Below are 20035 nucleotides of genomic sequence, written 5' to 3' on the forward strand. Positions count from 1 at the left end.
GCTCGGTAGGATCGCCGGGCAGGCATTGCACTGCCATGCCCACTGGGTGAGCTTGCCCCCTTCAGTCAGGAGAGACCGGTGTCAGACGTCCGTGTGATCATCCAACGCGATTCCGAGCGGGAAGAGCGCGTGGTGACGACGGGCACTACGGCCGCCGACCTCTTCTCCGGCGAGCGCACCATCGTCGCGGCCCGCGTGGCCGGCGAGCTGAAGGACCTCGCGTACGAGGTGAAGGACGGCGAGGAGGTCGAGCCCGTCGAGATCTCCTCCCAGGACGGCCTCAACATCCTGCGCCACTCCACCGCGCACGTCATGGCGCAGGCGGTGCAGGAGCTCTTCCCCGAGGCCAAGCTGGGCATCGGTCCGCCGGTCAAGGACGGCTTCTACTACGACTTCGACGTCGCGAAGCCGTTCACGCCCGAGGATCTCAAGGCCGTCGAGAAGAAGATGCAGGAGATCCAGAAGCGCGGCCAGCGCTTCTCGCGCCGTGTGGTCACCGACGAGGACGCCCGCGAGGAGCTCGCCGCGGAGCCGTACAAGCTGGAGCTCATCGGCATCAAGGGCTCCGCGTCCTCGGACGACGGCGCGGACGTCGAGGTCGGCGGCGGCGAGCTGACGATCTACGACAACCTCGACGCCAAGACCGGCGAGCTGTGCTGGAAGGACCTCTGCCGCGGTCCCCACCTGCCCACCACCCGCAACATCCCGGCGTTCAAGCTCATGCGCAACGCCGCGGCGTACTGGCGCGGCAGCGAGAAGAACCCGATGCTCCAGCGCATCTACGGCACCGCCTGGCCCTCCAAGGAGGAGCTGAAGGCGCACCTCGACTTCCTCGTCGAGGCCGAGAAGCGCGACCACCGCAAGCTGGGCAGCGAGCTGGACCTGTTCTCCGTCCCCGACCAGATCGGCTCCGGCCTGGCCGTCTTCCACCCCAAGGGCGGCGTCATCCGCCGGGTCATGGAGGACTACTCGCGGCGCCGCCACGAGGAGGAGGGCTACGAGTTCGTCTACACCCCGCACGCGACGAAGGGGAAGCTCTTCGAGACCTCGGGCCACCTGGACTGGTACGCCGACGGCATGTACCCGCCCATGCAGCTCGACGAGGGCGTGGACTACTACCTCAAGCCCATGAACTGCCCGATGCACAACCTGATCTTCGACGCGCGCGGCCGCTCGTACCGTGAACTGCCGCTGCGCCTCTTCGAGTTCGGGACCGTGTACCGGTACGAGAAGTCGGGCGTCGTGCACGGCCTGACCCGCGCCCGTGGCTTCACACAGGACGACGCGCACATCTACTGCACCAAGGAGCAGATGGCGGAGGAGCTCGACAAGACGCTCACCTTCGTCCTGAACCTGCTGCGCGACTACGGCCTGACCGACTTCTACCTGGAGCTCTCCACCAAGGACCCGGAGAAGTTCGTCGGCTCCGAAGAGGTCTGGGAAGAGGCCACGGAGACGCTGCGGCAGGTGGCCGAGAAGCAGGGCCTCCCGCTCGTCCCGGACCCGGGCGGCGCCGCGTTCTACGGTCCGAAGATCTCCGTCCAGACCAAGGACGCCATCGGCCGCACCTGGCAGATGTCGACCGTGCAGCTCGACTTCAACCTGCCGGAGCGCTTCGACCTGGAGTACACCGGTCCCGACGGCTCCAAGCAGCGTCCGGTCATGATCCACCGCGCGCTGTTCGGTTCCATCGAGCGCTTCTTCGCGGTGCTCCTCGAGCACTACGCGGGCGCGTTCCCGGCCTGGCTGGCGCCCGTGCAGGCGATCGGCATCCCGATCGGCGACGCGCACGTGGAGTACCTGCAGAAGTTCGCCATCGAGGCGAAGAAGAAGGGCCTGCGGGTCGAGGTCGACGCCTCCTCCGACCGTATGCAGAAGAAGATCCGCAACGCGCAGAAGCAGAAGGTGCCCTTCATGGTCATCGCGGGCGACGAGGACATGGCGGCCGGCGCCGTCTCCTTCCGCTACCGCGACGGCTCGCAGGAGAACGGCATCCCGGTCGACGAGGCGATCGCCAAGATCATGAAGGTCGTCGAGGAGCGCGCGCAGGTCTGACGCGCGGGTCCGACCGTACGGTGTTTCTTTGACGCGTACCTGCCCGAAGGCCCCCGGAGAGCTCAGCTCCCCGGGGGCCTCTCCTTGACCCTGAGCTCGTCGTTCTCGTCCTCGCTCGCGAACACCTGGAGCAGCCAGGACGAGAACGAGCCGGTCACCGCGCCGAGCAGCGCCAGCCCGCACACCATCAGTACCGACGCGATCGTGCGCCCGATCGGGGTCACCGGTACCACATCTCCGTACCCCACCGTCGTGAGCGTGGTGCAGGTCCACCACACGGAGTCCCCGAACGTCCGGATCGAGGCGCCCGGCGCCCCGCGCTCCTGCTGGTAGACGGCGAGGGAGCCCGCGAAGCCGAGCAGCGCGGCCGACAACCCCGCGTAGAAGACCACGCGCGCGTGCAGGGAGAGACGGGGCTCTCCGTGGTGACGCTGGACGGCCTCGTAGACCTTGACGACGCGCAGCGGACGCAGCAGCGGCAGCAGGAGCGCCAGGGTGTCCACCGGGTGCGATCGGACGAAGCCGAGTCGCTGTCCGCTCAGGCGCCAGCGCACCGCGTAGTCGACGCCGAACAGCGCCCAGGCGGCCAGCATCACCACCAGACAGGCCTGCCGCCAGACGACGGGCAGCGTGTGCCCCAGGACCAGGACCGCGTACGCGGCGAGAAACAACCCCGAGGCCAGACTGAGCGGGATCTCGGTGCGCCGTTCCCACCGGGCCTGTCGGCTGTCGTCGTCCATCGGCCCAGCTTGGCCCGGCGAGCATTCGACAGAGCCCCGCCGACACGCCGCGAACGGGCGAAGCAATATGCTGCACCACATGACGAGTGAGCCGGAGCAGCAGATCGGAGTGGGAACGCAGGACGCGTTCCAGCGTTTGTGGACGCCCCACCGGATGGCTTACATCCAGGGTGAGAACAAGCCCACCGGCCCGGGGGCCGACGACGGCTGTCCGTTCTGCTCGATCCCCGCCAAGTCCGACGAGGACGGGCTCATCGTGAGGCGCGGTGAGCAGGTGTACGCGGTGCTCAACCTGTACCCGTACAACGGCGGCCACCTCATGGTCGTGCCCTACCGTCATGTCGCGGACTACACGGACCTGACCGACCCGGAGACCGCCGAGCTCGGCGAGCTGACCAAGCAGGCGATGACCGCGCTGCGTACCGCCTCGGGCGCGCACGGTTTCAACATCGGCATGAACCAGGGCACGGTGGCGGGCGCGGGCATCGCCGCCCACCTCCACCAGCACATCGTCCCCCGCTGGGGCGGCGACACCAACTTCATGCCGGTCGTGGGCCACACCAAGGTGCTTCCGCAGCTCCTGGCGGACACCCGCAAGATGCTGGCAGAGGCCTGGCCGACGCACTAGTTCAAACGGGGCGCCTGCTGCCAGGCGCCCCATCGACGCGCCCCTTCAGGGGCGCGGGGAACTGCGCGACCAGCCCCTGACGACCGTCACTCCGCGCACCGGCCCATCCGGCCCCTCCGCCGGAGGCTCACGCGTCGTAGAGGTCCGCCTTCCGAGGCGACGGATCCTGCACCGCCGTGCTGAGGAACGCCGACCGGTTCCCGAACTTCTCCGTGTCGACCCCGTTCTCGTCCAGCACCTTGATCGCCGCTGCATGGACGACACGGAGCACCGGCGTCGCCGCCCGCAGCGCGTCGTCGGCCATGAAGCGGTGGCGCCAGGGCTGGTCGGCCCACGCGTGCCGCAGGCCGAACGGCTCGGGAAGCGTCAGCTTGCCGCCGAGCCAGTTCAGCAGCGACGGGTACCCGGTGAGCGGGGCGCGCGCGGCGAGACGTACGACCTCGTCCGTGGTGACCAGCGGCAGCTTCACCTTGCGGGTCTCCCAGAACTTGACCGCCTTGGCGACCTCCTTCGTCGGCGCCTCGGGCTTGCTGGTGAACAGGGAGTGCACGGGACCCAGGGCGTGCCCGGTGACCTCGATGCGCAGCGTCTCGTGCAGCACGGTCACGGTGATCAGCATGGTGATGATCAACTGGCCGTCCCACAGTGTCCATTGCACGCCGAGGTAGTGCCGCTGGCCGCTGCCGAACTGCTGCTTGTTGCAGATGTCCTGGATGGCGTGGCTCTTGATCGTGTACGCCTCGACGTCCGTGCCGCCCGGCCGGGACACCTCCTTGGCGTTCTCACCGATCGGCGAGACGACCCAGTGCTTGATCGAAGGGGTGGGGAAACCGCCGGTGTTGAGCGGGCCGCGCTCCAGCATGCGGAGCTTGTCGTGGATGTTGCGGACGACGTCCCAGCTGCGGAAGGGGTGGATCTCCTTGTCCGGGTCCTTCGGGACGAGGTCCTCGGCGAGCTGCCAGCTGCCCCAGCGGGTGCCCATGCCGAGTATGCCCTTGGGTCCGGCGTAGAACACCGAGTTGGACTGCTGCTCGGCGCTGAGGGCGGCCAGGGCCTGGCGCAGCCGCTCGGCGGCCGTCTCGCCCGGGCTGCCGGGCACCGCCTCCGGGATCTTGGCGCCGAGGCCACCGCCGGACAGCAGGCTGTCCCAGCGCTCGCGCAGGTCCTTGGCGGACCGCTCGCAGATCTGCTTGGCCCAGAGCCAGCCGATCACCGGGAGGATCACCGACGCACGCGCGTACCAGGCCCAGAAGCCGGTGAAGGGCATGCGGACGAGGAAGACCACGGCGAGGGCGCCGAAGGCGACCAGGAGCGTGGTGCCGAGGGCGCCGGCGCGCTTGTTCGTCTGCTTGGCGACCATGGACCGGAGCTGGAAGACCAGCAGCCACACCAGCAGCCCGGGCAGGAACAGCACACCGCACAGCACCATGACGGCCGACAGCCAGTTGTCCCGCTCCCGGCGGATGCGGTTCGCCGCGAGGCAGTGCTCGACGACGACCTGCGGCTCGGTGCCGAAGGACTGGATGAGGGGCTTGCGGCCGGCGCCCAGCATGCGGTCCACCACCGCCCGCCCGAAGGCCTCGCCGAGGTTGGGCCTGAAGATCGTGGCCCACTTGCGGCCCGAGCTGACGGTGGACTCGTGCCACTGGTTGTTCGCCTTGAGGATCTCGCCGACATCGCTGTCCCGGTACGCCGCCGAGGCCAGGGCGAAGGTCGCCGCCGTCTGTCCCGCGGAACCCGAGAGCGGCACCTGCGCCCCGGGAGTGAAATCGAAACCGTCGAACGCCACTTCCGCCCCCATCGCCGCCGCCCCCGCTCCTGCGGCTTTCCCGACTTCCCTGCCCCGCACACCTGTTGATCAGGTCATCGTCTTGATCAGTTCCCAGAGTATCGGCCGCGACGGACATTCGTCGGCGGACGGCCGAAGCCGCCCGCCGAGGGTGAAGGGAGTCGAACTGTCAGGCGTTCTGGGCCTGTTCGCGCATCCTCTCGGCGATCTGTGACGGCATCGGCTCGTGTCGCGCGTAGGTGCGGTTGAAGCGTGCGGTGCCGTGCGAGAGGGAGCGCAGATCCACGGCGTACCGCCCGATCTCGATCTCCGGGACCTCGGCCCGTACGAGCGTGCGTGCGCCGGCCGTCTGCTCGGTGCCGACGACCCGGCCGCGCCGCCCCGACAAGTCGCTCATCACGGCGCCCACGTACTCGTCGCCGACCAGGACCGTCACCTCCGCCACCGGCTCCAGCAGATGGATCCTGCTGTCGGCGGCCGCCTCGCGCAGGGCCAGCGCGCCCGCGGTCTGGAACGCCGCGTCGGAGGAGTCCACGGAGTGCGCCTTGCCGTCGAGCAGGGTGATCCGTACGTCGATGAGGGGATAGCCCGCGACCACGCCCTTCGCGGCCTGGGCGCGTACGCCCTTCTCGACGGACGGGATGAACTGCCGGGGCACGGCCCCGCCGACGACCTTGTCCACGAACTCGATGCCCGAGCCGTTCGGGAGGGGTTCGACCTCGATCTCGCAGATCGCGTACTGCCCGTGGCCGCCGGACTGCTTCACATGGCGGCCGCGCCCCGCGGCCCTGTCCGCGAACGTCTCCCGTAGGGAGACCTTGTGCGGGACCACGTCGACCTGGACGCCGTACCGGTTGCGCAGCCGCTCCAGGGCGACGTCCGCGTGGGCCTCGCCCAGGCACCACAGGACGACCTGGTGGGTGTTCTGGTTCTGTTCCAGGCGCATGGTGGGGTCCTCGGCGACCAGCCGCCCCAGACCCTGCGAGAGCTTGTCCTCGTCGGCCTTGCTGTGCGCCTGGATGGCGAGCGGCAGCAGCGGGTCCGGCATCTGCCAGGGCTCCATCAGCAGCGGGTCGTCCTTGGCCGAGAGCGTGTCGCCGGTCTCGGCCCGGTTGAGCTTCGCCACACAGGCCAGGTCGCCCGCGATGCAGTGGCTCAGGGAGCGCTGCTGTTTGCCGAACGGGGCGGACAGGGCGCCGACGCGCTCGTCGACGTCGTGGTCCTCGTGCCCGCGGTCGGCCAGCCCGTGCCCGGAGACGTGCACCGTGTCGTCGGGGCGCAGGGTCCCCGAGAAGACGCGGACGAGGGAGACCCGGCCCACATAGGGGTCGCTGGCCGTCTTCACGACCTCCGCGACCAGCGGCCCGTTCGGATCGCAGGCCGTGACCTCGCGCTCTTGCCCCTCCGGTGTCGTCACCGTGGGCGCCGGCCGCTCCAGCGGGGTCGGGAAGCCGCCCGTGACGAGTTCGAGGAGCTCGACCGTGCCGAGCCCCTGGCGGGCCCCCTCGGCGGCGGGCGCGGCCGCCAGTACCGGGAAGAAGGCCCCGCGCGCCACGGCCCGCTCCAGGTCCTGCACGAGCGTCTTGAGGTCGATCCGCTCGCCGCCCAGATAACGGTCCATGAGGGTCTCGTCCTCGCTCTCGGCGATGATCCCCTCGATCAGCCGGTTGCGCGCCTCGTCGATCAGCGGCAGCTGCTCCGGTCCCGGCTCGGCCTCCTTGCGTTCCCCGGAGGAGTAGTCGAACAGCCGCTGCGAAAGGAGCCCGATCAGCCCGGTGACGGGGGCGTGTCCGTCGGGTCCCGCCGCGCCGTGCAGCGGCAGGTACAGCGGCAGCACGGCGTCCGGGTCGTCCGCGCCGAAGGCCTCGGCGCAGATCCGCGTCATGTCGTCGAAGTCGGCACGCGCCGACTCGAGGTGGGTGATCACGATGGCGCGTGGCATGCCGACCGCCGCGCACTCCTCCCACACCATCCGGGTCGAGCCGTCCACCCCGTCCGAGGCCGAGACGACGAAAAGGGCCGCGTCCGCGGCGCGCAGACCGGCCCTGAGTTCCCCGACGAAGTCGGCGTATCCGGGGGTGTCGATGATGTTGATCTTGTATCCGTCCCAGTCGACGGGTACCAGCGAGAGCTGCACCGAGCGCTGCTGCCGGTGCTCGATCTCGTCGTAGTCGGAGACGGCGGTGCCGTCCTCCACCCTGCCCGCCCGGTTCACCGCTCCCGCCGTCAGCGCGAGAGCTTCCACCAATGTCGTCTTGCCGGATCCGCTGTGGCCGACCAGCACCACATTCCGTACGGACGCGGGGTGGTCGGCCGCTGTAGCCCTGCCGGCGGCTCCGGGGTGTGCGTTCGCCTTGTCGCCCATGGTCTTGCCTCCCGTGCACGGTGAGGTCTCTTTGGGCGCGGGCAAGCCGGAACCGCGTGCGGTGCGGCTCCGATGACGCCCGCGGTGCTTCGAGCTTTGCACTCGCGTCACGGTGCGTCCATACGGGGACGCGATCCCGCCGTGACATCGATGGCATCCCACCGTGACACGGGGTGCGGGTGCCCGCCCGTCGCACAAGCGCGCGCGTGGCTACGATGGGCCAGCCGGTGGCCAGCAGGGGCCGCGCGGCGACACCGACCGTCGGGAAGGCCATGCTGAACAAGTACGCGCGTGCATTCTTCACGCGTGTCCTCACACCGTTCGCCGCGTTTCTCATCCGTCGGGGGGTAAGCCCCGACACCGTCACCCTTCTGGGTACGGCCGGAGTCATGGCGGGCGCGCTGGTCTTCTACCCCCGGGGGGAGTTCTTCTGGGGCACGATCGTCATCACGCTCTTCGTCTTCTCCGACCTGGTCGACGGCAACATGGCGCGCCAGCTCGGCCGCTCCAGCCGCTGGGGCGCCTTCCTGGACTCCACGCTCGACCGGGTCGCCGACGGCGCGATCTTCGGCGGCTTCGCGCTCTGGTACGCGGGCAACGGTGACAACAACGCGCTGTGCGCCGTCTCGATCTTCTGCCTGGCCAGCGGCCAGGTGGTCTCGTACACCAAGGCCCGCGGCGAGTCGATCGGCCTGCCGGTAGCGGTCAACGGCCTGGTGGAGCGCGCCGAGCGCCTGGTGATCTCCCTGGTCGCGGCGGGCCTCGCGGGGCTGCACAAGTTCGGGGTGCCCGGCATTCAGTGGCTGCTGCCCGTCGCGCTGTGGATCGTCGCCGTCGGCAGCCTGGTCACGCTGATCCAGCGCGTCGTCACGGTGCGCCGGGAGTCCGCGGAGGCGGACGCCGCGGCCGCGGCGCACAACAGCGGCGCCGCGTCGTGACCAGCCTCCAGGAGAGGCTGGTGGACGGGGCGTACGCGCTCGGCTGGAGCACCGTCAAGAAGCTCCCGGAGCCGGTCGCGGTGCGCCTGGGCCGCACCGTCGCGGACATCGCCTGGAAGCGGCGCGGCAAGGGCGTACAGCGGCTGGAGAGCAACTACGCGCGCGTGCTGCCCGACGCGACACCGGAGCGGCTCGCCGAACTCTCCCGGGCGGGCATGCGCTCGTACCTGCGCTACTGGATGGAGTCCTTCCGCCTCCCCGCCTGGAGCGAGGAGCGCGTGCGGACGGGTTTCGACGTCAAGGACGTGCACCACCTGACGGACGGGCTCGCCTCCGACAAGGGCGTCATCCTGGCCCTGCCGCACATGGGCAACTGGGACCTTGCGGGCGCCTGGGTCACCACCAAGTTGCAGACCCCGTTCACGACGGTCGCCGAGCGCCTCAAGCCGGAATCGCTGTACGACCGCTTCGTCGCCTATCGCGAGGGCCTGGGCATGGAGGTACTGCCGCACAGCGGCGGCACCGCGTTCGGCACGCTGGCCCGGCGGCTGCGGGACGGCGGACTGATCTGCCTGGTCGCCGAGCGCGACCTGTCGGCCTCGGGCGTCGAGGTGGAGTTCTTCGGCGAGACGACCCGGATGCCAGCGGGCCCCGCGCTGCTCGCCCAGCAGACCGGGGCCGTCCTGCTGCCGGTCACGCTCTGGTACGACGACTCACCCGTGATGCAGGGCCGTGTGCATTCCCCCGTCGAGGTCCCCGAGACAGGCAACCGGGCCGAGAAGACGTCTGTCATGACACAGGCGCTGGCCGACGCCTTCGCCACGGGTATCGCCGAACATCCGGAGGACTGGCACATGCTGCAGCGCTTGTGGCTCAAGGACCTCGATCCCGGGAAGGATCCTGACAACAAGGATCCTGACAACACCCAGAAGGATTCCGAGAAGAGGACTCCGTGAGGATCGGCATCGTCTGCCCCTACTCCTGGGACGTGCCGGGCGGCGTCCAGTTCCACATCCGTGACCTGGCCGAACACCTCATCCGTCGCGGGCACGAGGTCTCCGTGCTGGCCCCCGCGGACGACGAGACACCGCTGCCGCCCTACGTCGTCTCGGCGGGCCGCGCGGTCCCGGTGCCCTACAACGGTTCCGTGGCGCGGCTGAACTTCGGCTTCCTGTCGGCGGCCCGGGTACGGCGCTGGCTGCACGACGGCACCTTCGACGTGATCCACATCCACGAGCCGGCCTCGCCCTCGCTCGGCCTGCTCGCGTGCTGGGCCGCGCAGGGCCCCATCGTCGCCACCTTCCACACCTCCAACCCGCGCTCGCGGGCCATGGTCGCCGCGTACTCGATCCTTCAGGCCGCCCTGGAGAAGATCAGCGCGCGGATCGCGGTGAGCGAGTACGCCCGCCGCACCCTCGTCGAGCACCTGGGCGGCGACGCGGTCGTCATCCCGAACGGCGTCGACGTCGACTTCTTCGCCCGCGCCAAGCCCAAGCCCGAGTGGCAGGGCGACACCCTCGGCTTCATCGGCCGCATCGACGAGCCCCGCAAGGGCCTGCCCGTCCTCATGAAGGCCCTCCCCAAGATCCTCGCCGAGCGCCCGGGGACCCGGCTCCTGATCGCCGGGCGCGGCGACGAGGAGGAGGCCGTCGAGTCGCTGCCCGCCGAGATGCGCTCGCGGGTCGAGTTCCTCGGCATGGTCAGCGACGAGGACAAGGCCCGCTTCCTGCGCAGCGTCGACGTGTACGTGGCGCCCAACACCGGCGGCGAGAGCTTCGGCATCATCCTCGTGGAGGCGATGTCGGCGGGCGCGCCGGTCCTGGCCTCCGACCTCGACGCCTTCGCGCAGGTCCTCGACCAGGGCGCGGCCGGCGAACTCTTCGCCAACGAGGACGCGGACGACCTGGCCGCGGCGGCCCTGCGCCTGCTCGGCGACCCCGAGCGCCGGGCCGAACTCCGCGCACGGGGCAGCGCCCACGTACGGCGCTTCGACTGGTCGACCGTCGGCGCGGACATCCTGTCCGTCTACGAGACGGTGACGGACGGCGCGGCGGCGGTCGCCGCGGACGAACGGACGGGGCTGCGGGCGCGGTTCGGACTGGCCCGGGACTGAACGTGCCGGGCAGGGCGGCGTCGGGGGTGGGGTTGGACAGGGGAGGGTCGTGCTGCGCGCCCGCGCGCGCGGAGGCGGTTTCGCACGGGGAGGTCGGTCCGCGGGAGGAGGCCGGTTCGCCTTCCCAGCTCTCCGAACCGGTATCGCTCCCTGGTCCGCGCACGGGCGCCCTCCCTCGGCCTCCTCGTCCCGGTCCCGGTCCCGCGCCTGACGCCGTCGCCGTCACGCTGCCGGGCGGCGAGTTCCGTATGGGCGACTCCTTCGGCGAGGGCTACCCGGAAGACGGCGAAGGACCGGTCCGTACGGTGCGCGTCGAGCCGTTCCGGATCGATGCGACGGCCGTCACCAACGCCCGGTTCGCGGATTTCGTGCGGGTGACCGGATATGTGACGGAGGCGGAGCGGTACGGCAGTTCGTTCGTGTTCCACCTGCTGCTGCACCCACGCGCGCGGGAGGCGGTTTTCGGGGCCGTGGCCGCGGCGCCCTGGTGGCTGGGCGTCGAGGGGGCCCGCTGGAACGCGCCCGAGGGCCCCGGCTCGGACCTCGAGGAGCGCCCGGACCACCCCGTGGTGCACGTCTCCCACCACGACGCCCTCGCGTACTGCGCCTGGGCGGGCGCCCGGCTGCCCAGCGAGGCGGAGTGGGAGTACGCGGCGCGCGGCGGCTCGGCAGGCCGCCGCTACCCCTGGGGAGACGAGATCGCCCCCGCCGGCCACGAACGCATGAACACCTGGCAGGGCGATTTCCCCCGGGTCAGCAGCCGCCCCGGCGGCCGCACGGGAACCGTCCCGGTGGACTCCTACGACCCCAACGGCTTCGGCCTGTACAACACTTCGGGCAACGTGTGGGAGTGGTGCGCGGACGCCTTCACCGTGCCCTCCGAGACCTCGGCGGGGGACCCCGGCGGGCGGGTCATCCGCGGCGGCTCGTACCTGTGCCACGCCTCGTACTGCAACCGCTACCGGGTGGCCGCCCGGTCGAAGAACACCCCCGACTCCTCCACCGGGCACGGCGGTTTCCGTTGCGCCTGGGACGTGGGGGAGGGGTGACCGCACCCGGGTAGCCTTGCCGCCCGTGACCGCAACCCTCATCTGGATCCTCGTCGGCCTCGCCGCGATCGGCCTCTACCTGAGCTGGACCGCGGGGCGCCTGGACCGGCTGCACGCCCGGATCGACGCCGCCCGCGCCGCGCTCGACGCGCAGTTGTTGCGCCGTGCCTCGGTCGCCCAGGAGTTGGCGACCTCCGGAGTGCTCGATCCCGCCGCCTCGATCGTGCTGTACGAGGCCGCGCACGCCGCGCGGCAGGCGGAGGAGGAGCAGCGCGAGGTGGCCGAGAGCGAGCTCAGTCAGGCCCTGCGGGCCGTCTTCGGAGAAGTGCAGCAGGTGGAGGCGGTGCGGGAGGCGCCGGGTGGCGACGCGGCGGCGACCGAGCTGGCGCAGGCGGTGCGGCGGGTGCCGATGGCTCGGCGCTTCCACAACGACGCGGTACGTGCCGCCCGGGCTCTTCGTCGCCATCGCAAGGTCCGCTGGTTCCGGCTCGCCGGCCATGCGCCCTTCCCGATGGCCTTCGAAATGGACGACGAGCCTCCCATCGCGCTGGCGGACCGCCCCACGACCTGACGACGGGGGTTGCCTTCGGCCGAGGGTGGGCGTTGCCGCAGGGCTTCGCCCCGGGTCCCCGCCTGCCCGTTCCCTTTTGGCAGACGGCCGGTGGGGGCTGGTCGCGCAGTTCCCCGCGCCCCTGAGGCGGGGGCTTCGCCCCGCATCCCCCCGCCCGCCCGATTCGTTTGGCTGATGGCCGGTGCGGGCGAAAAGGATCCACCGGCTCCCCATTGGCCCTTGCTGTGGACTGGTCCACTCACGTTTCCTCAGTGCTGCAGAAACCCTCTTCCACCGAGTGAGGTCAACCCGTGTCCAGCACGCTCTCCAACTCCGCCCAGCCCGCAGAGAACACCGCAACCGGCACCGCCCGCGTCAAGCGCGGCATGGCCGAGCAGCTCAAGGGCGGCGTGATCATGGACGTGGTCAACGCCGAACAGGCGAAGATCGCCGAGGACGCCGGCGCCGTGGCCGTCATGGCCCTGGAGCGGGTCCCCGCCGACATCCGCAAGGACGGCGGCGTGGCCCGTATGTCGGACCCGAACATGATCGAGGAGATCATCGACGCGGTCTCGATCCCCGTCATGGCCAAGTCCCGCATCGGCCACTTCGTCGAGGCCCAGGTCCTCCAGTCGCTCGGCGTCGACTACATCGACGAGTCCGAGGTCCTCACCCCGGCCGACGAGGTCAACCACTCCGACAAGTGGGCCTTCACGACCCCCTTCGTCTGCGGTGCCACCAACCTCGGCGAGGCCCTGCGCCGCATCGCCGAGGGCGCCGCCATGATCCGCTCCAAGGGCGAGGCCGGCACCGGCAACGTCGTCGAGGCGGTCCGTCACCTGCGCCAGATCAAGAACGAGATCGCCCGGCTGCGCGGCTTCGACAACAACGAGCTGTACGCCGCCGCCAAGGACCTGCGTGCCCCGTACGAGCTGGTCAAGGAGGTCGCCGAGCTCGGCAAGCTCCCGGTCGTGCTGTTCTCCGCCGGTGGTGTCGCGACCCCCGCCGACGCCGCGCTCATGCGTCAGCTCGGTGCCGAGGGCGTCTTCGTGGGCTCCGGTATCTTCAAGTCCGGCGACCCGGCCAAGCGTGCCGCCGCCATCGTGAAGGCGACCACCTTCTACGACGACCCGAAGATCATCGCGGACGCGTCCCGCAACCTGGGCGAGGCCATGGTCGGCATCAACTGCGACACCCTCCCCGAGACCGAGCGCTACGCCAACCGCGGCTGGTAAGAGGCCGGACACCAGAGACCGGACAAAGGCATCACGTACATGACTGACGTACCTGTCATAGGCGTCCTGGCACTCCAGGGCGACGTACGGGAGCACCTCATCGCCCTGGCCTCGGCTGACGCCGTGGCCAGGCCGGTGCGGCGTCCCGAGGAGCTCGCCGAGGTGGACGGCCTGGTCATCCCGGGCGGGGAATCCACCACCATCTCCAAGCTGGCCGTCCTGTTCGGCATGATGGAGCCTCTCCGCGCGCGCGTGCGCGGCGGTATGCCGGTCTACGGCACCTGCGCGGGCATGATCATGCTCGCCGACAAGATCCTCGACCCGCGCTCGGGCCAGGAGACGATCGGCGGCATCGACATGATCGTGCGCCGCAACGCCTTCGGGCGTCAGAACGAGTCCTTCGAAGCGGCGGTCGACGTCCGGGGCGTCGAGGGCGATCCTGTAGAGGGCGTCTTCATCCGCGCCCCCTGGGTCGAGTCCGTGGGCGCCGCGGCCGAAGTGCTCGCCGAGCACGAGGGTCACATCGTCGCCGTACGCCAGGGCACCGCGCTCGCCACGTCGTTCCACCCGGAACTGACCGGCGACCACCGCGTGCACGGCCTGTTCGTCGACATGGTCCGCGCGAACCGGACACCGGAGTCCTTGTAGGATCTGGGGGTCCCCCCAGGCTCCTGAAGGCTGGGGGAGTTCGTACCGGATGGGTTACGCGAAGGAGACAGGCAGATGTCCGGCCACTCTAAATGGGCTACGACGAAGCACAAGAAGGCCGTGATCGACGCCAAGCGCGGCAAACTCTTCGCGAAGATGATCAAAAACATCGAGGTCGCGGCCCGTACGGGCGGCGCCGATGTGTCCGGCAACCCGACGCTGTTCGACGCCATCCAGAAGGCCAAGAAGAGCTCGGTTCCGAACAAGAACATCGACTCCGCGGTCAAGCGTGGCGCCGGTCTCGAGGCCGGTGGCGCCGACTACGAGACGATCATGTACGAGGGTTACGGCCCGAACGGTGTCGCGGTGCTCATCGAGTGCCTCACCGACAACCGCAACCGCGCCGCCTCGGACGTCCGCGTCGCCATGACGCGCAACGGCGGCAACATGGCCGACCCCGGCTCCGTCTCGTACCTCTTCAACCGCAAGGGCGTCGTCATCGTCCCCAAGGGCGAGCTGACCGAGGACGACGTCCTGGGTGCCGTGCTCGACGCGGGTGCCGAAGAGGTCAACGACCTCGGCGAGTCCTTCGAGGTCATCTCCGAGGCCACCGACCTGGTCGCGGTCCGCACGGCCCTGCAGGGCGCCGGGATCGACTACGACTCCGCCGACGCCAACTTCGTCCCGACCATGCAGGTCGAGCTCGACGAAGAGGGCGCCCGGAAGATCTTCAAGCTGATCGACGCCCTGGAGGACAGCGACGACGTGCAGAACGTCTTCGCCAACTTCGACGTGAGCGACGACGTGATGGCCAAGGTCGACGCCTGAGCTGCCAAGGTTCCATTTCGGCGGGCCCGCGGGACACGTCCTGCCGGCCCGCCGTCGTTGTCAGTGGCAGCGGTTAGCCTGTCGAGGACGGATGATGATCCGCAAAGGGGGGTTCGGGGTGCGGGTGCTGGGTGTTGACCCGGGGCTGACCCGATGCGGTGTCGGGGTGGTCGAGGGAGTCGCGGGCCGACCCCTGACCATGCGCGGCGTCGGCGTCGTACGCACTCCGGTGGACGCCGAGTTGGGCCTGCGCCTCGTCGCCATCGAGCAGGGCATCGAGCGGTGGCTCGACGAGTACGAGCCCGAAGCCGTCGCCGTGGAGCGGGTGTTCAGTCAGCACAACGTGCGGACGGTGATGGGCACGGCCCAGGCAAGCGCCGTCGCCATGCTCTGCGCCGCCCGCCGCGGCCTTCCGGTCGCCCTGCACACCCCGAGCGAGGTCAAGGCCGCCGTCACCGGCAGCGGACGAGCGGACAAGGCCCAGGTCGGTGCGATGGTCACCAGGCTGCTCAGGCTCGACGCACCGCCCAAGCCCGCCGACGCGGCGGACGCCCTCGCCCTCGCCATCTGTCACATCTGGCGCGCCCCCGCGCAGAGCCGACTCCAGCAGGCCGTCGCGCAGAACCGGCTCCAACAGGCCGCCGCCCTGCACGCGTCGAAACCCGCATCGCCCCACGCCTCGAAAGGCCGTACCGCATGATCGCCTTCGTCAGCGGCCCGGTCGCCGCCCTCGCCCCGGACTCCGCGGTCGTCGAGGTCGGCGGCATCGGTATCGCCGTCCAGTGCTCGCCCAACACGCTCTCCGGGCTGCGGATGGGACAGCAGACCAAGCTCGCCACCTCCCTCGTCGTGCGCGAGGACTCCCTGACGCTGTACGGCTTCGCGGACGACGACGAGCGAGGAACCTTCGAGCTGCTGCAGACCGCCAGCGGTGTCGGCCCGCGCCTCGCGCAGGCCATGCTCGCCACGCACTCGCCCGACGCCCTGCGCCGCGCGATCGCCACGGGCGACGAGAAGACGCTCACGGCCGTACCCGGCATCGGCAAGAGGGGCGCCCAGAAGCTCCTGCTGGAGCTCAAGGACCGGCTCGGCGAGCCCCTCGGCACCGGCACCGGCATCGGCGCCCCGGTCAGCACCGGCTGGCGCGACCAGCTGCACGCCGCGCTGATCGGTCTCGGGTACGCCACGCGCGAGGCCGACGAGGCCGTCTCCGCCGTCGCCCCGCAGGCCGAGGCCGCCGAGGGCACACCCCAGGTGGGCCAGCTGCTCAAGGCCGCCCTGCAGACCCTCAACCGCGCCCGCTGAACCGCCGGCCGCCCGACCACCAGACCGCGAGGCACCACGCGCATGCGGTGTCCTCCCGGGGAGCAGCCCCCGGACCCCCGGCCGGATGACACAGCCGGCATGCCACGGCGAGGAGAACTTCAGTGAACTGGGACGACACGACCGACGAGAGCGCCGCGGAGCGGCTCGTCGGCGCGTCCGCCGACCGTGAGGACCAGGCCGTCGAGGCGGCCCTGCGCCCCAAGGACCTGGACGAGTTCATCGGCCAGGAGAAGGTCCGCGAGCAGCTCGACCTCGTCCTGCGTGCCGCCCGCGCGCGCGGCGCCACCGCCGACCACGTGCTGCTCTCCGGCGCCCCCGGCCTCGGCAAGACCACCCTCTCGATGATCATCGCCGCCGAGATGGGCGCCCCCATCCGCATCACCAGCGGCCCCGCCATCCAGCACGCCGGCGACCTCGCGGCCATCCTCTCCTCGCTCCAGGAGGGCGAGGTGCTGTTCCTCGACGAGATCCACCGCATGTCCCGGCCCGCCGAGGAGATGCTCTACATGGCGATGGAGGACTTCCGGGTCGACGTGATCGTCGGCAAGGGCCCCGGCGCCACCGCGATCCCGCTGGAGCTGCCTCCGTTCACGCTGGTCGGCGCCACCACCCGCGCGGGTCTGCTGCCGCCCCCGCTGCGCGACCGCTTCGGCTTCACCGCGCACATGGAGTTCTACGAGCCCGCCGAGCTCCAGCGTGTCATCCACCGCTCCGCGAACCTCCTCGACGTGGAGATCGGCTCGGAAGGCGCCGCCGAGATCGCGGGGCGCTCCCGCGGCACACCCCGTATCGCCAACCGTCTGCTGCGCCGCGTCCGGGACTACGCGCAGGTCAAGGCCGACGGGATCATCACGCGCGAGATCGCCGCGGCCGCGCTCAAGGTCTACGAGGTCGACGCCCGCGGCCTCGACCGGCTCGACCGCGGTGTCCTGGAGGCCCTGCTCAAGCTGTTCGGCGGCGGTCCGGTCGGTCTGTCCACGCTCGCGGTCGCGGTGGGGGAGGAGCGCGAGACCGTCGAGGAGGTCGCCGAGCCCTTCCTCGTACGGGAGGGGTTGCTCGCCCGTACACCGCGCGGCCGGGTGGCCACCCCGGCCGCATGGGCACATCTCGGCCTGACGCCGCCGCGCCAGGCGACCGGGGGAAACGGACAAGGGGACCTGTTCGGGGCGTGACGGCGCGCGCACTCGCGGGGTCAGGAACCCCGGTGCCATGCTGAGCGTTGTTCCCTGAGCGCGGACTCGCTTAGACTCCGCCGATGCCGCCCTTGTCGACGGCATACATACCCCCATCCAGCAGGCCGCTCACATCGCGGTCGAAGAAGGAAGTTCCGTCCCGTGAGTCTCGTGACCCTCCTCCCGTTCATCGTGCTCATCGGGGCCATGTTCCTGATGACCCGGTCGGCCAAGAAGAAGCAGCAGCAGGCCGCTTCCATGCGCAATGACATGCAGCCCGGCTCCGGCGTGCGCACGATCGGTGGCATGTACGCCACTGTCAAGGAGGTCAACGAGGACTCGGTCCTCCTTGACGCCGGCCCGGGCGTCGACCTGCTGTTTGCGAAGAACGCGATCGGCGCCGTGCTCTCGGACGACGAGTACAACCGCATCGTCCACGGCATCGAGCACGACCTGGATGCGGACGGGTCGGTCGTTCCCGACGACGCCTCCTCCCTCACCGAGACCGACGAGCCCGCCGCCGACGCCTCTTCCGACGCCTCCGACGACAAGCCCCTCGACCTCGGCAAGAAGGACGTCGCCGTCGAGCCGTCCGACAAGCCCGCCGAGGCGGAGGCCGACAAGGCCGACGAAGCAGAGCCGAAGAAGACCGACGGCGAGTCCGACGCGAAGTAGGCACGCCCCGGGGAGGCGGCGCGATCCGCTTGCGCCCCGCGCCTCCGGGACCTGCGTTTTCGCACGGAATCCCGACACCATGTCATGGCCGCCCACGCGCTGACCCCGCGCATGGCGGCCCGAGAGGGAGTACGAGAAGGTGGCAGCACCGAAGAAGGGCCGGAGCGCGAGCGCCCAGAGCAGGCCGGGGCGCTCGCTGGCCCTCATCCTGATCGCCATCGCGGCGCTCACGGGGGGGATGTTCCTCTCCGGGCACCCCACCCCGCGTCTCGGCATCGACCTCGCCGGCGGCACGAGCATCACGCTCACGGCGAAGAACGAGCCGGGCCAGCCGAACGCGATCAACAAGACCAACATGAACACCGCGGTCGACATCATGAACCGCCGTGTCAACGGTCTCGGCGTCTCTGAGGCCGAGGTGCAGACCCAGGGATCCGACAACATCATTGTCAACATCCCCAAGGGCACGAATTCCAAGGAAGCCCGGGATCAGGTCGGCACCACCGCGCAGCTCTACTTCCGCCCGGTCCTGGCCACCGAGGTCTCCGGTTCGGCCGCGTCGGCCAGCCCGTCCCCCAGCGCTTCGAGCAGCTCCTCCTCGAAGGCCACGGACAAGGCCACCGACAAGGCGACCTCGTCGAGCTCCGCGAGCCCGACGGCCTCCGCCACGTCCCAGGGCCGTGCGGTCACCGACGCCCTGAAGGCCGACTCCACGCCGTCCGCGAGCAGCTCCGCGAGCTCCTCGGCCAGCCCTTCGGGCTCCTCCAGCGCCTCGCCGTCGCCGAGCGGCAGCGCGAGCGCCAGCGCCGCGGCCACCAAGCTCGAGGCCCAGTACGCCGCGCTCGACTGCACGGACAAGGCGCAGCGCGCCAAGGCCGGCGAAGGCACCAAGGCCACCGACCCCACCGTGGCCTGCGGCAAGAACAACACCTCGGGCCAGTGGCAGAAGTACGTCCTCGGCCCCGCCGAGGTCAAGGGCACGGACATCAAGAGCGCCGCGGCCGTCTTCGACACCCAGAGCGCGGCGGGCTGGAAGGTCACCATGGAGTTCACCTCCGGTGGCTCCAAGAAGTTCGCCGACATCACCGGCCAGCTCGCGAAGAACCAGTCCCCGCAGAACCAGTTCGCGATCGTCCTCGACGGTGATGTCGTCTCCGACCCGTTCGTCCAGCAGGCGCTGACCGGCGGCAGTGCGGAGATCTCCGGCAGCTTCGACCAGACCGAGGCGCAGAGCCTGGCGAACATGCTGAAGTACGGCGCGCTGCCGCTCACCTTCAAGGAGTCGAGCGTCACCACGGTGACCGCCGCGCTCGGCGGCGAGCAGCTGCACGCCGGTCTGATCGCGGGCGCCATCGGCCTCGGCCTGGTCGTCATCTACCTGGTGCTCTACTACCGGGGCCTGTCGGTCATCGCCATCCCCTCCCTGCTGGTCTCGGGCGCCCTCACCTACGTGATCATGGCGCTGCTCGGCCCCACCATCGGCTTCGCGCTGAACCTGCCCGCGGTCTGTGGCGCCATCGTCGCGATCGGTATCACAGCGGACTCGTTCATCGTGTTCTTCGAACGCATCCGGGACGAGATCCGCGAGGGCCGCTCCCTGCGTCCGGCCGTCGAGCGTGCCTGGCCGCGCGCGCGGCGCACCATCCTGGTCTCCGACTTCGTGTCGTTCCTTGCCGCCGCGGTGCTCTTCATCGTCACCGTCGGCAAGGTCCAGGGCTTCGCGTTCACGCTCGGTCTGACCACGGTGCTCGACGTGGTCGTCGTCTTCTTCTTCACCAAGCCGTTGATGACGCTCCTCGCCCGCCGGAAGTTCTACGCGAGCGGCCACAAGTGGTCCGGCCTCGACCCCAAGGCCCTGGGCGCCAAACCACCGCTGCGCCGTACTCGCCGTCCCTCCGCCCCCGTCGACCCGAAGGAGGCGTGA

Annotated in this window: 18 protein-coding genes; 15 read left to right on the top strand and 3 right to left on the bottom strand. The window is 70.3% G+C overall.

Annotated features, from left to right (window positions below):
* Nucleotides 1-78: 78 nt before the first annotated feature.
* Nucleotides 79-2055, top strand: a complete 1977-nt coding sequence (thrS, locus tag OG568_RS39505) for a threonine--tRNA ligase (protein WP_329534984.1) — start codon at nucleotides 79-81, stop codon at nucleotides 2053-2055.
* A gap of 62 nt (nucleotides 2056-2117) precedes the next feature.
* Here thrS and OG568_RS39510 read toward each other — a convergent pair whose 3' ends face one another.
* On the bottom strand, nucleotides 2118-2795 hold the full coding sequence (locus tag OG568_RS39510; protein ID WP_329534985.1) for a potassium channel family protein: 678 nt from the start codon (nucleotides 2793-2795) through the stop codon (nucleotides 2118-2120).
* Nucleotides 2796-2862: 67 nt separating this feature from the next.
* Between OG568_RS39510 and OG568_RS39515 the strand changes: the two genes are divergently transcribed.
* Nucleotides 2863-3423 carry an HIT family protein gene (locus OG568_RS39515; RefSeq protein ID WP_095855764.1) on the top strand — a complete coding sequence of 187 codons (561 nt, stop codon included), beginning with the start codon at nucleotides 2863-2865 and terminating at the stop codon, nucleotides 3421-3423.
* 127 nt (nucleotides 3424-3550) lie between these two features.
* Here OG568_RS39515 and OG568_RS39520 read toward each other — a convergent pair whose 3' ends face one another.
* The gene (locus OG568_RS39520; RefSeq protein WP_329534986.1) at nucleotides 3551-5224 is read right to left on the bottom strand and encodes a hypothetical protein; all 1674 of its coding nucleotides are present in this window, start codon (nucleotides 5222-5224) and stop codon (nucleotides 3551-3553) included.
* Between the two features lie 157 nt (nucleotides 5225-5381).
* A complete protein-coding gene (locus OG568_RS39525) occupies nucleotides 5382-7577 on the bottom strand; it encodes an elongation factor G-like protein EF-G2 (protein WP_329534987.1) in 2196 nt (731 codons plus the stop codon).
* Nucleotides 7578-7792: 215 nt separating this feature from the next.
* Between OG568_RS39525 and pgsA the strand changes: the two genes are divergently transcribed.
* The 13 genes from pgsA (at nucleotide 7793) to secD (ending at nucleotide 20035) form a co-directional block, all read left to right on the top strand.
* On the top strand, nucleotides 7793-8515 hold the full coding sequence (gene pgsA / locus OG568_RS39530; protein WP_266422002.1) for a phosphatidylinositol phosphate synthase: 723 nt from the start codon (nucleotides 7793-7795) through the stop codon (nucleotides 8513-8515).
* Nucleotides 8512-9471 (top strand): phosphatidylinositol mannoside acyltransferase, encoded by a 960-nt coding sequence (locus tag OG568_RS39535; protein ID WP_329534988.1) that lies wholly within the window; start codon nucleotides 8512-8514, stop codon nucleotides 9469-9471. The genes pgsA and OG568_RS39535 overlap by 4 nt, the downstream gene beginning before the upstream one ends.
* Nucleotides 9468-10628 carry a glycosyltransferase family 4 protein gene (locus tag OG568_RS39540; RefSeq protein WP_266416272.1) on the top strand — a complete coding sequence of 387 codons (1161 nt, stop codon included), beginning with the start codon at nucleotides 9468-9470 and terminating at the stop codon, nucleotides 10626-10628. Before OG568_RS39535 ends, OG568_RS39540 begins: the two co-directional genes overlap by 4 nt.
* 227 nt (nucleotides 10629-10855) lie before the next feature.
* On the top strand, nucleotides 10856-11677 hold the full coding sequence (locus OG568_RS39545; RefSeq protein ID WP_329536579.1) for a formylglycine-generating enzyme family protein: 822 nt from the start codon (nucleotides 10856-10858) through the stop codon (nucleotides 11675-11677).
* 25 nt (nucleotides 11678-11702) lie between these two features.
* A complete protein-coding gene (locus OG568_RS39550) occupies nucleotides 11703-12248 on the top strand; it encodes a hypothetical protein (protein WP_266416274.1) in 546 nt (181 codons plus the stop codon).
* Nucleotides 12249-12613: 365 nt separating this feature from the next.
* On the top strand, nucleotides 12614-13462 hold the full coding sequence (gene pdxS, locus OG568_RS39555; RefSeq protein ID WP_211179516.1) for a pyridoxal 5'-phosphate synthase lyase subunit PdxS: 849 nt from the start codon (nucleotides 12614-12616) through the stop codon (nucleotides 13460-13462).
* 39 nt (nucleotides 13463-13501) lie between these two features.
* Nucleotides 13502-14110 (top strand): pyridoxal 5'-phosphate synthase glutaminase subunit PdxT, encoded by a 609-nt coding sequence (gene pdxT / locus OG568_RS39560; protein ID WP_266581115.1) that lies wholly within the window; start codon nucleotides 13502-13504, stop codon nucleotides 14108-14110.
* Nucleotides 14111-14185: 75 nt separating this feature from the next.
* Nucleotides 14186-14938 (top strand): YebC/PmpR family DNA-binding transcriptional regulator, encoded by a 753-nt coding sequence (locus tag OG568_RS39565; protein ID WP_329534989.1) that lies wholly within the window; start codon nucleotides 14186-14188, stop codon nucleotides 14936-14938.
* Between the two features lie 118 nt (nucleotides 14939-15056).
* The gene (ruvC, locus tag OG568_RS39570) at nucleotides 15057-15638 is read left to right on the top strand and encodes a crossover junction endodeoxyribonuclease RuvC (RefSeq protein WP_266422008.1); all 582 of its coding nucleotides are present in this window, start codon (nucleotides 15057-15059) and stop codon (nucleotides 15636-15638) included.
* Nucleotides 15635-16243, top strand: a complete 609-nt coding sequence (ruvA, locus tag OG568_RS39575) for a Holliday junction branch migration protein RuvA (protein ID WP_266416282.1) — start codon at nucleotides 15635-15637, stop codon at nucleotides 16241-16243. The genes ruvC and ruvA overlap by 4 nt, the downstream gene beginning before the upstream one ends.
* Before the next feature lie 122 nt (nucleotides 16244-16365).
* On the top strand, nucleotides 16366-17436 hold the full coding sequence (gene ruvB / locus OG568_RS39580) for a Holliday junction branch migration DNA helicase RuvB (protein WP_266581113.1): 1071 nt from the start codon (nucleotides 16366-16368) through the stop codon (nucleotides 17434-17436).
* Nucleotides 17437-17598: 162 nt separating this feature from the next.
* Nucleotides 17599-18111: a preprotein translocase subunit YajC gene (gene yajC, locus OG568_RS39585; RefSeq protein WP_329534990.1), complete on the top strand. Its 513-nt coding sequence runs from the start codon at nucleotides 17599-17601 to the stop codon at nucleotides 18109-18111.
* 139 nt (nucleotides 18112-18250) lie between these two features.
* Nucleotides 18251-20035, top strand: coding sequence for a protein translocase subunit SecD (gene secD, locus OG568_RS39590; RefSeq protein WP_329534991.1), 1785 nt, complete (start codon nucleotides 18251-18253; stop codon nucleotides 20033-20035).

Source organism: Streptomyces sp. NBC_01450 (genome assembly GCF_036227505.1).
Lineage (GTDB): Bacteria > Actinomycetota > Actinomycetes > Streptomycetales > Streptomycetaceae > Streptomyces.

Coding starts and splice junctions, on each gene's coding strand:
- OG568_RS39510 (WP_329534985.1), bottom strand. CDS start 2,795: ATGGACGACGACAGCCGACAGGCCCGGTGGGAACGGCGCACCGAGATC.
- OG568_RS39515 (WP_095855764.1), top strand. CDS start 2,863: ATGCTGCACCACATGACGAGTGAGCCGGAGCAGCAGATCGGAGTGGGA.
- OG568_RS39520 (WP_329534986.1), bottom strand. CDS start 5,224: ATGGGGGCGGAAGTGGCGTTCGACGGTTTCGATTTCACTCCCGGGGCG.
- OG568_RS39525 (WP_329534987.1), bottom strand. CDS start 7,577: ATGGGCGACAAGGCGAACGCACACCCCGGAGCCGCCGGCAGGGCTACA.
- pgsA (WP_266422002.1), top strand. CDS start 7,793: ATGGGCCAGCCGGTGGCCAGCAGGGGCCGCGCGGCGACACCGACCGTC.
- pdxS (WP_211179516.1), top strand. CDS start 12,614: ATGGCCGAGCAGCTCAAGGGCGGCGTGATCATGGACGTGGTCAACGCC.
- pdxT (WP_266581115.1), top strand. CDS start 13,502: ATGACTGACGTACCTGTCATAGGCGTCCTGGCACTCCAGGGCGACGTA.
- OG568_RS39565 (WP_329534989.1), top strand. CDS start 14,186: ATGTCCGGCCACTCTAAATGGGCTACGACGAAGCACAAGAAGGCCGTG.
- ruvA (WP_266416282.1), top strand. CDS start 15,635: ATGATCGCCTTCGTCAGCGGCCCGGTCGCCGCCCTCGCCCCGGACTCC.